We start from the raw sequence: 14,007 nt of genomic DNA, 5'->3' as shown, positions 1-14,007 counted from the left end.
AATACGCCATATTTATTGGTCAAATTATGAACAGATTAATCACTTGTCATGAAATTTATTTCAAAAACACGTGTATTGTTGCAGCTTAAAAAGGGGCCTAATGGCCCCTTTGCAGTAAAACGATTAATTAGTTTCAGGAAAGGTTAATGTTGCCCCTGGCGCTTCTCTGCTTAAGTGAATGAAATTAAGATGTTTTTCATATTGATCTAAAATATCACTGATCACCTGTTCTTTGGTGTAATCCATTAAATCATTGCTTTGTGTTCCCTCCCAAAGGAAAGTTTCTAGGCGATAGTAATGGGATTTACCTGAACGTGCGCGGTAGGTAAAGGCGGGAACAGAGTAACGTTGCGGCCAAATTTGATAGATAAAGTTCTGTTCTTCCCCTAAATCAACCACGAGCTCTAGGTGATTTAAACGCTCATCTTCGGCAGGGGGCAGAATATTAAATTCCACATTAGCGCCGCGTAGTGATAGCTCTTTTGCCACTTCTTGCATGGCAGGCGTACACACTAGATCCAACATACGTTGAGTGTAAGTGGTACCGGGGAAGTTCATCACACGGCCCAACCGCTGTTTCCAATTTAACTTACCATTGCCATATAAAGGCGCTGGTGCATTGGTGGTGAGTGAACTGACGCGCCTGAAATCTTCGACTTTTAGCGATTTATACAGCCCCGCCATAATAAAAAAGATCACAAAACTAAAAGGTAACCCCATGATCACGGTCGTATTTTGTAGTGCGGTAACCCCATCGGTCATCAACATACCTAGGGTTAATAAACCAATCGCCACTGACCAGAAAATACGTAACCAGTTAGGCGCATCATTATTGATATCGCTTAGGTTTGAGGTGAAATTCCCGAGTACGAGTGACCCAGAATCCGCAGAGGTCACATAAAATAGTAGGCCAGTGATCGTTGCCACCGATGCGGTCAAACCAAACCCGGGATAGAGCTCTAGTAAGGAGTAAAAGCCTTTTTCAGGGGCGGCAAGCACCGTTTCTGCCAATTCTTTGTTGCCATGAATGATTTCGTATAAGGCGCTGTTACCAAAAATAGATAACCAAAGTAGGGTGAACACGAAAGGGATAATCAGCGTGCCAATGACAAACTGGCGAATTGTCCGTCCACGGGAAATTCGTGCGAGGAATAAGCCCACAAACGGCGACCATGCAACCCACCAAGCCCAGAAAAATAGCGTCCAGCTATTCATCCAATCTGTTGGTCTATCAAAAGCAAAGCTGTTAAGCGTCATTCCCATAAAGCGATTAATGTAATCACCAACGTTAAGCACTAACGCATTGAGTAAAAATTCCGTATCACCAACAAACAAAATGAATAAAATCAGCCCTAATGCGAGCAAAACATTCAGTTCGGATAAGATACGGATCCCTTTATTAACCCCAGATGTGGCGGAAATAACGGCCATAATGACCGAAAGTAAAATCAGGCCACCTTGTACGCCAAGCCCTTGGGGGAGATCAAACAGGACTTTTAAACCATAGTTAAGCTGTACCACACCGATACCTAATGTGGTCGCAATACCAAAAATTGTACCAATAACGGCGGCAACATCGACAGTATGGCCGATTGGCCCATAGATACGTTTACCAAAAATAGGGTAAAGGGCAGAGCGAATGGTTAAAGGCAAATTATATCGGTAACTAAAGTAACCGAGCGCAATCCCCATCAGCGCATACATAGACCAGCCCGTCAGGCCATAGTGGAAGAGAGTCCACACCATCGACTGACGAGCTGCTTCTAATGTTTCCCCTTCGCCAGTGGGTGGCAGCATATATTGCGTGACAGGCTCGGCAACAGAGAAAAACATTAGGTCGATACCGATCCCTGCCGCAAACAGCATGGCAGACCAACTTAATACGCTAAATTCAGGTTTTGATTGCTCCGGCCCTAATTTGATATTACCAAAGCGTGATGTCGCCACAAATATCACAAAGACAATATACAGCGTTGCGGCTAACAAGTAGTACCAACCAAACGTTTTTGATACCCATCCGAGTGTTGCGACGATCCATTGGTTGGCGGTTTCTGTCATGAGTATGGTGAAAAATGAAAATGCTAGTATTAGACCAGCAGAAGTGAAAAAAACCACAGAGTTTAATTTGTCTTTCTGCTGATTTTTTGGACTATTTTGAGTTGTCATCGGCAGTTTCCACAATTTTATTTATTCAAAAGTTAAAAGTTACATTCTTTGCTAATTAATTGAATTAATTGCAAAGAGTTGTTTTTTTACATCTATCTTTCTCCTGATTTTGTAAAACAATTGTGATAAAATATAGTTAATATTGATTGAATGTTCAATTAAAAAAAAGTTTAATAACAGGGTTCACTGTATTTTTTTGGGTCTAGAGGTTATGCCGAAAATAGGAATGCAATCGATACGTAAGCAGCAGTTAATTCAAGCCACACTTGAAGTGATTAATGAAGTGGGCATGCAAGAGGCCAGTATCGCGTTAATTGCTCGAAAGGCGGGTGTATCAACAGGGATCATCAGCCATTACTTCCGCGATAAAAATGGTCTGTTAGAAGCCACCATGCGTCATATTCAGTACCAACTTGGGATCGCCGTGGCAATGCGTTTAAGAATGCTGAGTCATGCCCAACCTAAACAGCGCATTCAAGCCATCGTTGAAGGTAACTTTGATTCTTCGCAAATCAGTGAGGCGGCGATGAAAACATGGTTAGCCTTTTGGGCAAGTAGCATGCATCAACCGAATTTAAATCGGTTGCAGCAAGTGAATGATAGGCGATTGTATTCCAACCTAACGTATGAGTTTGCTCGAGTACTCGATAAGTACGCCGCGCGTATGGCCGCAAAAGGGCTGGCGGCGTTAATTGATGGGTTATGGTTACGTAGTGCATTGAGTAATGAAGCTTTTCCATTACAGGATGCGTTGACCATCACGAATGAGTATATCGATATGCAGCTCAGTCGGTCGCGGGATAGCTAAACCAAAAGAAACGTTTTAATAGGAGGGAGATATTATGCACGAACCACAATTACATAAACTTTATATTCATGGTGGTTATGTAGATAGCTCACAACCGGAATGTGGGCAGTTTGATGCAATTAACCCAGCGAACGGTGAAGTGATCGCTCGTTTACAATCGGCGACACATGAAGACATCGATTGGGCGGTGGAAAGTGCCAAACAAGGGCAAAAGATATGGGCATCAATGACGGCAATAGAGCGTTCACGCATCTTACGTCGAGCAGTTGATATTTTACGTGAACGTAATGACGAGTTGGCTCAGTTAGAAACATTAGATACTGGCAAGCCACTTTCAGAAACGCGTTATGTGGATATTGTGACGGGGGCGGATGTTCTCGAATACTACGCCGGTTTGATCCCCGCTTTAGAAGGCGAACAGATCCCATTACGCGACAGTTCATTTGCCTATACGCGCCGTGAGCCGTTAGGTGTTGTCGCTGGTATCGGTGCTTGGAATTACCCTATCCAAATCGCACTTTGGAAATCTGCTCCTGCTTTAGCCGCAGGTAATGCCATGATCTTTAAGCCAAGTGAAGTGACCTCATTGACCGCACTCAAATTAGCGGAAATTTACACAGAAGCTGGGCTACCTGCCGGTGTGTTTAATGTGGTGACAGGAGGAGGCGCTGATGTGGGCCTATGGCTGACGGAGCATCCGGGCATTGCCAAAATTTCCTTCACAGGTGGCGTGCCTACAGGTAAAAAAGTGATGGCAAATGCCTCTGGGTCAACTCTAAAAGATGTCACGATGGAGTTAGGGGGGAAATCACCACTGATTATTTTTGATGATGCAGATCTGGATAAGGCTGCTGATATTGCCATGATGGCTAATTTTTACAGTTCGGGGCAAGTTTGTACTAATGGTACGCGGGTCTTTGTTCCAGAACATTTAAAAACGCAATTCGAAGAGAAGATCCAACAACGTGTTGCACGTATCAAAATAGGCTCGCCTATTGATGATGAAACCAATTTTGGCCCGCTAGTGAGTTTTGCTCATATGGAAAATGTGTTGCGTTATATCGAAATTGGTAAACAACAAGGGGCGAAACTGCTTTGTGGAGGTGAACGCCTCACAGAAGGTGAGTTTGCTCAAGGCGCGTATGTATTACCTACGGTATTTACCGACTGTTCTGATGATATGCAAATCACTCAAGAAGAGATTTTTGGCCCTGTGATGAGCATTCTCAGTTACCAATCTGAAGATGAGGTGATTGAACGCGCGAATAACTCGCTATATGGCTTGGCAGCGGGGATCGTGACTTGTGATTTATCCCGCGCGCATCGTGTCATTCATCAATTAGAAGCCGGAATTTGTTGGATTAATACATGGGGTGAATCACCCGCGCAAATGCCTGTCGGGGGCTATAAGCACTCAGGGGTTGGCCGTGAAAATGGCTTAGTCACACTACAAAATTATACTCAAATCAAATCAATACAAGTCGAACTTGGGGAGTTTGCATCCGTATTTTAATTTCTTATTTTTAATTTGACTGAAACAGAGGAGATAACAATGGTCTATGACTACATTATTATCGGTGCTGGTTCAGCCGGTAACGTTCTTGCTACCCGCCTGACAGAAGATTCTGATGTTACTGTGCTGCTCCTTGAAGCTGGAGGACCGGACTACAGGTTCGATTTTCGTACACAAATGCCAGCGGCATTAGCATATCCATTACAAGGTCGACGCTATAATTGGGCCTATGAAACTGATCCTGAACCTTACATGAACAACCGCCGTATGGAGTGTGGGCGCGGAAAAGGGCTTGGGGGGTCATCGCTGATCAATGGTATGTGTTATATCCGAGGTAACGCATTGGATTTTGACGGGTGGGCGCAAACTCCAGGTTTAGAAGACTGGAGTTACCTCAATTGTTTACCTTATTTTCGCAAAGCGGAAACGCGGGATATCGGTGCAAATGATTATCATGGTGGCGATGGTCCTGTCAGTGTGACTACGCCTAAAAATGGTAATAACGTCTTGTTTCATGCCATGGTTGAAGCGGGGGTTCAGGCTGGCTATCCAAGAACAGATGACCTAAATGGTTATCAACAAGAGGGCTTTGGTCCAATGGATAGAACGGTAACACCAAAAGGGCGTCGTGCGAGTACGGCTCGAGGTTATCTCGATCAGGCTAGAAAACGTAAAAATCTGACCATTATTACCCACGCCACTACAGATGTTATTGAATTTGAATCGAAAAAAGCGGTTGGCGTGAAATTCTACCAAGGGAGCAGTAAAACTGCCGTGCATGCCAAAGCCCGTAAAGAGGTGCTTTTGTGTGCTGGCGCCATTGCTTCACCTCAAATATTGCAGCGTTCAGGTGTAGGGCCAGAAGATGTGCTCAAAGAGTTTAATATCCCCGCGGTGCATGTGTTGCCTGGGGTAGGGCAAAATTTGCAAGATCACCTTGAGATGTATTTGCAATATGAGTGTAAGCAGCCCGTTTCGCTCTATCCAGCATTAAAATGGTATAACCAACCCGCTATCGGTGCGGAGTGGTTGTTTAAAGGAACGGGTATCGGTGCTAGTAACCAATTTGAGGCGGGCGGATTTATCAGGACAAGTGATAAGTTTGCATGGCCAAATATCCAGTTCCACTTTTTGCCTGTTGCAATTAATTACAACGGCAGTAATGCAGTAAATGTACATGGTTTCCAAGCTCACGTAGGCTCTATGCGTTCGCCGAGTCGAGGGCGTGTGAGGATAAAGTCAACGGATCCTTACCAACACCCGAGTATTTTGTTTAATTACATGTCGAGTGAGCAGGATTGGGAAGAGTTCCGTGCCGCCATTCGCATTACCCGCGAAATTATGGCTCAACCAGCATTAGATCCGTACCGAGGTGAGGAAATTAGCCCCGGTAAGCATGTCCAATCAGACGACGAGCTTGATGCTTTTGTCCGCGAGCGCGCTGAAACGGCATTCCATCCTTGTGGCTCTTGTAAGATGGGATACGATGAAATGGCGGTCGTTGATGGTGCAGGTCGTGTACATGGCCTTGAAAATCTAAGAGTGATTGACGCTTCAATCATGCCTTTGATTATTACAGGTAACTTGAATGCAACGACAATTATGATCGCCGAAAAGATGGCGGATAAAATCCGTGGGCGTGAACCCTTACCGGCAAGTCAGGCTGATTATTATGTTGCAGGGGATGCCCCTGTTCGCCAGCTATAGTTGCATTAATCTATCAATGGCCCCAGCCAGCGAAGGGGTCATTTTTTCGACTGACCAAAAAAAATCATCGAAAAAAGCCCTCAATAAAGAGGGCAAATAAAGCGAAAACGAGAACTTCTGTATAGCATTTATTTTTTACTTACCATAGCAGACCAGTTAGCGAATCTATCGGTAACGCCATGGAGAGTGGAATATTGAGAACAACCTCACTATTTAACACCATGATGACGCTTATTTGACTGATTTAACTAACCACGCCAAATATCCACTGTCGACCTGATCCAAATCGAGGCTAATCAATTCAGGAGTTTCGTATGGGTGGATTTCCTTGATAGCAGAAAACAATTCAGCTTGGTTTTTATTAGTAGATTTAATGAGTAACAGTACCTCTTTATCTTGTGCGATCTCGTTCTTCCATTGATAAATGGAGGTTATCTCAGGCAGCAATGAAACACAGGCCGCCAAGCGTCTATCTAATAACTGTTGAGCAATCTTGACCGCATTATTTTGGCTGTTTGTTGTACATAAAATAATGCAAGGTTGGTGCTCTTTATAACAATTTACATCATGCTTTATCATCTATATTTCCTTAGAATAGTTATCTAATTCAGAGTGTCCATGATTAAGATTAGATTAAATAACCACAATATGTATGAAGTTTAATCAAGTGATAATTGTAATGTAGTGGTAAATAGTTTCCTACTAGACTATCTAATAAGATATAAGGTTATTAAAACATCTAAGTACTCATTGATGAATAGCGTGTTATTTGTACATTTAACTCTAAATTTTTGAATTTGTTATTTAATGCTATTTAGCAAAATTAAGATTATTTGTATGAATAATTCGATTCAGCCTGCATTTTTACCTATTGTAATATAAATAAATCATTGGGTTTTGTATATTGTTGATGTTTCAACGTCTATTTTAAATTAAATAAACAATGTTTTTTGTATGGTTAATTATTTAAGGCAATAAACGTGCTTTTTATATGAATGTTATACATTGTCGTTGTCGTTTATAAAATAAAAGTTAATATTATGATGGTTCCTTGTTAAATACTATTAGTAAATTGTTGTAATTACTAATTACTCTTTGTTACTAAATTTAAATCGTTTTTTATATGTAAAAATAGCTATGTCAATGATAACGATCAATGTCTGCCAAAGATATTTAGTTAACATATTTGTAATGATAAAAAATATATTGCTAAGAATTTTTTATTTCCATCTTAAAAACATGTATGGATGCCCGATATGAATAAACTGACCCCATTAAAACCTATACCTACATTGATAGCAGTTGCAATCACACTTATTATTTGGTTCTTAATCCCTGTTCCCGAAGGTGTTAATCCCGATGCTTGGCATCTATTAGCACTCTTTGTTGGAACGATCGCCGCAATTATTGGTAAAGCCCTTCCTATTGGCGGTGTTTCCATTATTGCCATTGCTTTAGTGGCTGCAACGGGAGTGACTAATCCAAACTCCACAAAGGATGCGATAGCGGATGCGTTAAGTGGTTTCTCAAATGACCTGATTTGGTTAATCGGTATTTCTATTATGGTTTCAATGAGCCTAAATAAAACCGGATTAGGCGCGAGGATTGGCTATTATGTTATTTCCTTATTTGGTAAAAAAACATTAGGTATTGCTTATTCACTGGCGATTGCAGAAACAGTACTTGCGCCAGTGACCCCAAGTAATACTGCGCGTGGCGGGGGGATCATTCACCCTATTATGCGCTCCATTGCGGATAGTTTTGGCTCTAAGGCCGATGATGGTACTGCCGGTAAAATAGGGCGTTATCTCTCTTTGGTTAACTATAATATTAACCCGATTACTTCAGCGATGTTTATTACCGCGACGGCGCCAAACCCTTTAATTGTCAGTTTGATTGTCAGCGAAGCTGGAGGAGCAAATGAATTAACTTGGTCAATGTGGGCGCTAGCAGCATTTGCACCTGCTTTGGTGTCGTTAATTTTGATGCCGTTAGTTATCTATTTCATGTATAAACCTGAAATTACGTCAACCCCTGATGCGCCTAATTTTGCAAAACAGCGTTTACAACAATTGGGCCCAATTTCATTACCAGAAGTTATTACGCTTGGCGTGTTTGTGCTATTACTGGTGATGTGGGCAGGAGTACCCGAACACGTATTTGGACCTGCTTATAAGATTAACGCAACAACGGCCGCATTTATTGGACTGGGTATTTTATTAGCCACGGGCGTCATCAATTGGGATGATGTATTAAAAAACAAAGGGGCTTGGGATACCGTTGTTTGGTTTGCTGCTTTGGTGATGATGGCAAGTTTCTTAGGTAAGCTAGGTTTAATTAAATGGATGTCCATCTCAGTAGGGACTTCAATCGATAATATGGGATTGAGTTGGGTTTGGGGAGCATTAATCCTTGTGCTTATCTATGTCTATTCACACTACTTCTTTGCGAGTACAACCGCCCACATTACCGCGATGTTTGCTGCTTTCTTTGCGGCTGGTTTAGCGCTTGGCGCTCCACCGATGTTACTCGGCTTAACCTTAGCATTCTCCTCTTCTTTGATGATGTCTCTGACCCATTACGGCACAGGAACTGCCCCCATTATTTTCGGTTCAGGCTACGTAACACTCGGCGAATGGTGGAAAGCCGGATTTGTGATGAGTGTCGTCAACCTTATTATCTGGATTGGTTTAGGCAGTATTTGGTGGAAAGTCTTAGGTTTCTGGTAATTCATTACTCAAACAAAAACCGCAATGGCCGGAGAAGATCCCGGCCATTTTTTTGTTTAGTAGGATGTCAACAGTAATACAATAGCGGTAGAGATACACGCCGCTAACATCACTTTAGACCAACTGAGATTGAACGATGAGTTCATGGCATTTTTCCATAACAAGCTAATTTCAGCAGGATGAGCATATTTGCGTGTATTAATAGCGCTTTTTATCTGACTAATTTTCTCTGAATCGTTATATGGATGTTTATGTGTGATTGACATATCGACCTACCTTTTTGAGCTGATGCGTAATGTGCTCACTGCATCAAGCCATTGATTAATTATCTATTTGCATTATGTCACCCCAAAATTTCAGAAAAATTGACTAGTTTAATGGCATATTTCCCCATTTATTCGATGAGAAAACAGTCAATAGGAAGGAATAGTGATTGATAACTGTATTTTATTAATGTCATTGGCGTGTTAAGAGGAAATGAAGAGGTTTTCAAAGCCCTATTTAATCAAGGAGGCAAAATAGAGATTGGCATAAATAGTATAGACAGTATGATGATGACAATAATGTCGTGATTGATAGGTAAAATAAAATATGCAGTCGCAAAGGAAAGCCGAACTATTTTTAGTGCTGACCACTTTTATTGCCGCATGGGGATGGATTTTTTCTCGTGAAGCTGTACAAGGCATGCCAATATTTGCTTTTTTAGGTAGTCGTTTCTTATTGGCGGCGATCATTCTAGCCCCTTTTTGTTGGGGGAAACGCCATCATATTCGCTTGCAACAACTACCGAGTATTTTGATGACGGGGGGATGGATGGCCCTCAACCTCGTTTTATGGATTTATGCCGTTGCTACAACAGACTCGCTAGGTGAGGGCGCGTTTATCATGAGCCTAGCCATGCTGTTTGTGCCATTAGTGGGTTGGGTGCTTTTAAAAATACGGCCGACACGTTATTTTTGGCAAGCGTTACCTGTTGCAGTATTAGGCTTAGCGTGTTTAACCCTGTTTAAGGGGCAAGTTCAGTTTAAGAGTAGTCAACTTTGGTTTTTAGCTGCCGCAATCGTTCAAGCCATTTATTTCTGCTATACCAGCGTCTATGCGCGTAGTGTTCCTGTTTTACCTTTAACGGCTATTCAGTTGGCTTGTACGGGCGTGGTTGGTTTGACGTTATCTCTTTTATTAGAGGAGTGGCCAACCACGTTAGCGCCATCGATATTGATGTGGTTTATTGCCAGTGTGGTGATAGCAACTAGCTTACGTTTTATTTTGCAGTTGATTGGGCAAAAAAATACCACTGCCGCGAACGCTGCCATTATTATGATTTTAGAACCGGTGATGACCGTGTTTGTTGCTGCCATTTGGTATCATGAACGGATGCCAATGATCCAAATAATAGGTTGTATTCTTATTTTAAGTGCTCTCTTTTATTATCGATGGCGCTCTTTTCGTGCATTATCAAAATAAGACTTTTACTAAAAATAGTCCTTATAATAGAGATTTTTTAAATTAAAGCAGCTATTATTATTTACATGAGAAAGGTATGGGTAATTAATCTAAATATGACTCTCTTATTTAAATTTTTTAGATTAATAGTAATGCAAACTAAATTTATAATAGGCTAAAGATGAAAAAGATCGCATTAATTTTGGGTATGGCAGGCATTATGACATTATTAGCAGCATGCTCGGACGATAAAGCCGAAATCGCTGAATCTAAAAAAGTTTTTGTGAGTGATTGTGTGAAAGCGTCTGGGAGTCCAGCCGGTGAAACCGCAGATGCTATTAGCGCAATTTGTGCCTGTGCATATGACAAAACAATCGAAAAATACGGTTTGAAAGAATATAAACGTATTGAAGGTGAATTAGCGAAATCAGCAACAGCAGAAGCTGATTTTCAAAAATCAATGGTTGAATTTGTTAATCAGTGTACAAAAGCTGAGCGTTAATTAAGATATATCACAGCGGTAAGTGTCTTGTTACCGCTGTGACTATTATTATGCGCTAAATAACTTTTTATATTGATAAGGCGCACTGCGTAAATATTGTGGTGCAACACTGATATTTTGCCCTAGTTGTGCTGCCGCATGCCAAGGCCAACGAGGGTTAAAAAGTATCCCTCGACCGATTGATACAAAATCCGCTTGCCCAGTAGCGATTATCGCTTCGGCTTGATTAGGCTCAGTAATAAGGCCGACGGCAATCACCGGCATCATTGTATGCTCATGAATAGCTTGAGCGAGTGGCACTTGGTAATTGGGGCTAATAGGGATCTGCTGCTCAGACGATAACCCCCCTGACGAGACGTGTATATAATCACAGCCTAGTTCTTCGAGTTGTTCAGTAAGTTCAATGGATTCAGGAACCCCCCATCCACCACTAACCCAGTCGGTTGCAGAAATTCGAACGCCAACAGCAATATTGGGATTAACTGCATCTCTAACCGCACGAAATACATCGATTAATAGACGACTGCGGTTTTTAAAATTGCCCCCATATTCATCTTGGCGCTGGTTCGCGATTGGCGATAAAAATTGATGCAATAAATAACCGTGGGCTGCATGGATTTCAATAACATCAAATCCCGCATATTCTGCACGTTTAGCCGCATCGACAAATTGTTGTTGGATGTCGTGGATCTCTTGTTTGCTCAGTTCTCTTGGCGGGTGTGAATGACCAAAAGGCAAGTTTGACGCAGAGACCGTTTCCCAGCCATTTTGTTCTTGTTTAGAGAGGCTCTGACCACCCAGCCAAGGGAGATCTGTTGAGGCTTTTCTACCTGCATGAGCGATTTGAATACCTAAGCGTGCATCAGCAAATTGCCTGATATCTGCTAACATGTTTTTTAGGGCGGTTGCCTGTTCATCATTCCAGATACCGAGATCTTTATAGGTGATACGCCCAGCGGGGGTGACTGCGCTAGCTTCGACAATAACTAACGATGCCCCTGAAAGCGCGAGATTCATATAGTGTGAATGATGCCAAGCGGTTGGCATGCCGTCGATGGCGGAATATTGGCACATCGGTGGAACAATGATCCTGTTTTTTAGGGAAATTTGCCCCAAAGCTGCGGGGGAAAATAGGAAGCTCATCTGTCTTGTTCCTTAGTGATCATGATTAATTTATCCATGATACAAGTAAGTTCAGTATCATTTTGTGCTGTTCATGTGGTTTTTTACAGTTAAAGCTCAATTCTATTAGTCACAGAATAATGCAAGTAGATAAGTATAAATTTGAGAACTATGTGAAAAAGTATAATTTTCTGTCTGTTTCTCCTCATTGTGAAAATAAAACACTAAAAAAAAATAGAAAACATAAACTAGTTTGATAATTAAAAATAATTACCCTCTTATAATCGCCAGCTTAGCAATTAAGTAAATAAAAAACAATTAATATTGGTATTAATTTTAATTAATGGTTTTAATGGTGCTAATAGCGTTTTGCTCTAAATTTTTATCTTAAACGCTGATTTTTATAGCTAATTTTTAGGTTGTTATTCAGCAAAAAAATGATCTAGCTCTTGCGAAAATTAATTTTGATTTATATAAGGTCAGGGAGATAGATGTGTATTTACCGTATATTCAAAATGCATATCGCAACATTGAAAATATACAATGGAATAAATTAATACTCGTTTAAGTGTATTTAATTTTCACCTTAAAAATATAATTCTAATAAGGAACTCAATGTGTTAACAATTATCGGTATATTGATCATTCTTTCCATCGTCACCTTGCTTATGATGGGAAAAGTTAGCCCTATCATTGCAATGTCTTGTATTCCTTTTATTGGCGCCCTGATTGCAGGGTATTCAATCCCTGAAATTTCAGCTTTTTTTGAAAGCGGTATTAATAAAGTCTCTAAAGTGGCGGCGATGTTCCTGTTCGCTATTTTATTCTTTAGTTTGATGAAAGATTTGCATATTTTTGATCCTCTTATCCGTTTGATGGTCAAAATGACGCGAGGCAATGTGATCATTGTGTGTGTGATGACCACACTAATTGCGGGTGTCGTGCATTTAGATGGCTCTGGTGCCGCGACATTCCTGATTATTATTCCAGCACTGCTGCCTTTATATCGCCAGCTCGGCATGAGCCCTTATTTAATGTTGTTATTGATGTGCGCCAGTATGGGGATTATGAACATGGTGCCATGGGGTGGCCCATTAGGCCGTGCTTCTGCGGTGACAGGCATTGATGCCGCAACGTTATGGCAAAGCTTGATCCCTGTGCAGATCATCGGTATGGCTGGTGCTGTGGTATTCGCAGTAATTATGGGTTTACGTGAGAAACGCCGTATTGCCGCTGCTGCACTTAAAGGCACAAGTCCGTATCTGATGGACTCTTTATTGCCTGCTAATGAGCAAATAGCGGATGTGAATGAACAAATAAACAAGCCACAAAAGCCATGGATTAACGGTGGGTTAATTGTCGCTTCTATTATTTGTCTGGCATTTGGACTGTTATCGGCGCCTTATGTGTTTATGATTGCGTTATCAATCGCCTTGCTGGTTAATTTTCCTAATCCGAAAGATCAAATGCAGGTTCTCTCTGAACATGCCCCACAAGCGTTAGGCATGGTCGCGATTATTCTTGCTGCGGGTGCTTTCCTCGGTATTTTGTCGGATGGGGGAATGCTAAAATCGATCGCTGAAGATTTAACGGCAATATTACCAACAGAATGGGTCTCTAAAATCCATATCTTTGTTGGCATCCTCGGCGTACCGATGGATATTTTCACCAGTACCGATGCGTATTACTTTGCTCTGCTACCTATTATTCAGCAAATCGCTGAAACGGCTGGTGTAGACCCCTCTTCGGTCGTATATGCAATGGCAATTGGTAATAACGCCGGAACATTTGTTAGCCCATTCTCACCAGCTGCATGGTTGGCAATGGGGCTTGCTGGAATTGATATGGGGCGCCATCTGCGCTATTCATTCGGTTGGATTTGGCTGTTTAGCTTCTTCACCTTAGCGGTAGGTGCTGTACTCGGCTTATATTAAGCCACAGGTTAGCCCTTTAATGCATCGGTGTGCCCCTTAAGATAAGGGGCACATTGTCATTTTTAACGTTTAAAATTGAGGGA

11 protein-coding genes are annotated in these 14,007 nt (G+C 41.6%); 7 read left to right on the top strand and 4 right to left on the bottom strand.

Translation table 11 applies throughout. The features are described from left to right. Positions 1 to 123: 123 nt before the first annotated feature. Positions 124 to 2,166, bottom strand: coding sequence for a choline transporter (locus I3B46_RS13640; protein WP_196993036.1), 2,043 nt, complete (start codon positions 2,164 to 2,166; stop codon positions 124 to 126). 211 nt (positions 2,167 to 2,377) lie between these two features. Here I3B46_RS13640 and betI point away from each other — a divergent pair, with 211 nt between their 5' ends. Genes betI through betA form a run of 3 tightly spaced genes read left to right on the top strand, consistent with a single transcriptional unit; the run spans position 2,378 to position 6,194 of the window. Further along, entirely contained in the window at positions 2,378 to 2,974 is a 597-nt protein-coding gene (gene betI, locus I3B46_RS13635) for a transcriptional regulator BetI (RefSeq protein ID WP_104873400.1), read from the top strand. A gap of 34 nt (positions 2,975 to 3,008) precedes the next feature. Further along, positions 3,009 to 4,487 carry a betaine-aldehyde dehydrogenase gene (gene betB, locus I3B46_RS13630; protein WP_004918726.1) on the top strand — a complete coding sequence of 493 codons (1,479 nt, stop codon included), beginning with the start codon at positions 3,009 to 3,011 and terminating at the stop codon, positions 4,485 to 4,487. Between the two features lie 39 nt (positions 4,488 to 4,526). Further along, complete coding sequence (betA, locus tag I3B46_RS13625) at positions 4,527 to 6,194, top strand: choline dehydrogenase (protein WP_004918727.1); 1,668 nt, start codon at positions 4,527 to 4,529, stop codon at positions 6,192 to 6,194. 231 nt (positions 6,195 to 6,425) lie between these two features. Here the strand turns inward: betA and cutA are convergent, their stop codons facing one another. Beyond that, on the bottom strand, positions 6,426 to 6,773 hold the full coding sequence (gene cutA, locus I3B46_RS13620) for a divalent-cation tolerance protein CutA (RefSeq protein WP_004918729.1): 348 nt from the start codon (positions 6,771 to 6,773) through the stop codon (positions 6,426 to 6,428). Positions 6,774 to 7,450: 677 nt separating this feature from the next. Here cutA and I3B46_RS13615 point away from each other — a divergent pair. Beyond that, the gene (locus tag I3B46_RS13615) at positions 7,451 to 8,923 is read left to right on the top strand and encodes a DASS family sodium-coupled anion symporter (RefSeq protein WP_014658088.1); all 1,473 of its coding nucleotides are present in this window, start codon (positions 7,451 to 7,453) and stop codon (positions 8,921 to 8,923) included. A 56-nt stretch (positions 8,924 to 8,979) separates the two neighbouring features. On the opposite strand, the gene I3B46_RS13610 is transcribed toward I3B46_RS13615, so the two are convergent. Next, positions 8,980 to 9,189, bottom strand: coding sequence for a hypothetical protein (locus I3B46_RS13610; protein WP_004918732.1), 210 nt, complete (start codon positions 9,187 to 9,189; stop codon positions 8,980 to 8,982). 325 nt (positions 9,190 to 9,514) lie between these two features. On the opposite strand from I3B46_RS13610, the gene I3B46_RS13605 reads away from it, so the two are divergent. Beyond that, positions 9,515 to 10,387: a DMT family transporter gene (locus I3B46_RS13605; protein WP_004918734.1), complete on the top strand. Its 873-nt coding sequence runs from the start codon at positions 9,515 to 9,517 to the stop codon at positions 10,385 to 10,387. Positions 10,388 to 10,547: 160 nt separating this feature from the next. Then, positions 10,548 to 10,868 carry a hypothetical protein gene (locus I3B46_RS13600; protein WP_004918736.1) on the top strand — a complete coding sequence of 107 codons (321 nt, stop codon included), beginning with the start codon at positions 10,548 to 10,550 and terminating at the stop codon, positions 10,866 to 10,868. 48 nt (positions 10,869 to 10,916) lie between these two features. Here I3B46_RS13600 and I3B46_RS13595 read toward each other — a convergent pair whose 3' ends face one another. Continuing rightward, complete coding sequence (locus I3B46_RS13595; RefSeq protein ID WP_040133020.1) at positions 10,917 to 12,011, bottom strand: NADH:flavin oxidoreductase/NADH oxidase; 1,095 nt, start codon at positions 12,009 to 12,011, stop codon at positions 10,917 to 10,919. A gap of 596 nt (positions 12,012 to 12,607) precedes the next feature. On the opposite strand from I3B46_RS13595, the gene I3B46_RS13590 reads away from it, so the two are divergent. Beyond that, positions 12,608 to 13,924 carry a CitMHS family transporter gene (locus I3B46_RS13590; RefSeq protein ID WP_163762068.1) on the top strand — a complete coding sequence of 439 codons (1,317 nt, stop codon included), beginning with the start codon at positions 12,608 to 12,610 and terminating at the stop codon, positions 13,922 to 13,924. Positions 13,925 to 14,007 lie beyond the last annotated feature (83 nt).

It is taken from the genome of Providencia sp. 2.29 (assembly GCF_015832305.1).
In the GTDB taxonomy this organism is placed as follows: domain Bacteria; phylum Pseudomonadota; class Gammaproteobacteria; order Enterobacterales; family Enterobacteriaceae; genus Providencia; species Providencia stuartii.
The sequence above is the reverse complement of the archived record's forward strand: the minus strand, read 5'-3'. Positions and strand labels throughout refer to the sequence as shown.

Coding starts and splice junctions, on each gene's coding strand:
- I3B46_RS13615 (WP_014658088.1), top strand. CDS start 7,451: ATGAATAAACTGACCCCATTAAAACCTATACCTACATTGATAGCAGTT.
- I3B46_RS13640 (WP_196993036.1), bottom strand. CDS start 2,166: ATGACAACTCAAAATAGTCCAAAAAATCAGCAGAAAGACAAATTAAAC.
- betA (WP_004918727.1), top strand. CDS start 4,527: ATGGTCTATGACTACATTATTATCGGTGCTGGTTCAGCCGGTAACGTT.
- betI (WP_104873400.1), top strand. CDS start 2,378: ATGCCGAAAATAGGAATGCAATCGATACGTAAGCAGCAGTTAATTCAA.
- I3B46_RS13605 (WP_004918734.1), top strand. CDS start 9,515: ATGCAGTCGCAAAGGAAAGCCGAACTATTTTTAGTGCTGACCACTTTT.
- I3B46_RS13600 (WP_004918736.1), top strand. CDS start 10,548: ATGAAAAAGATCGCATTAATTTTGGGTATGGCAGGCATTATGACATTA.
- cutA (WP_004918729.1), bottom strand. CDS start 6,773: ATGATAAAGCATGATGTAAATTGTTATAAAGAGCACCAACCTTGCATT.
- I3B46_RS13610 (WP_004918732.1), bottom strand. CDS start 9,189: ATGTCAATCACACATAAACATCCATATAACGATTCAGAGAAAATTAGT.
- betB (WP_004918726.1), top strand. CDS start 3,009: ATGCACGAACCACAATTACATAAACTTTATATTCATGGTGGTTATGTA.
- I3B46_RS13595 (WP_040133020.1), bottom strand. CDS start 12,011: ATGAGCTTCCTATTTTCCCCCGCAGCTTTGGGGCAAATTTCCCTAAAA.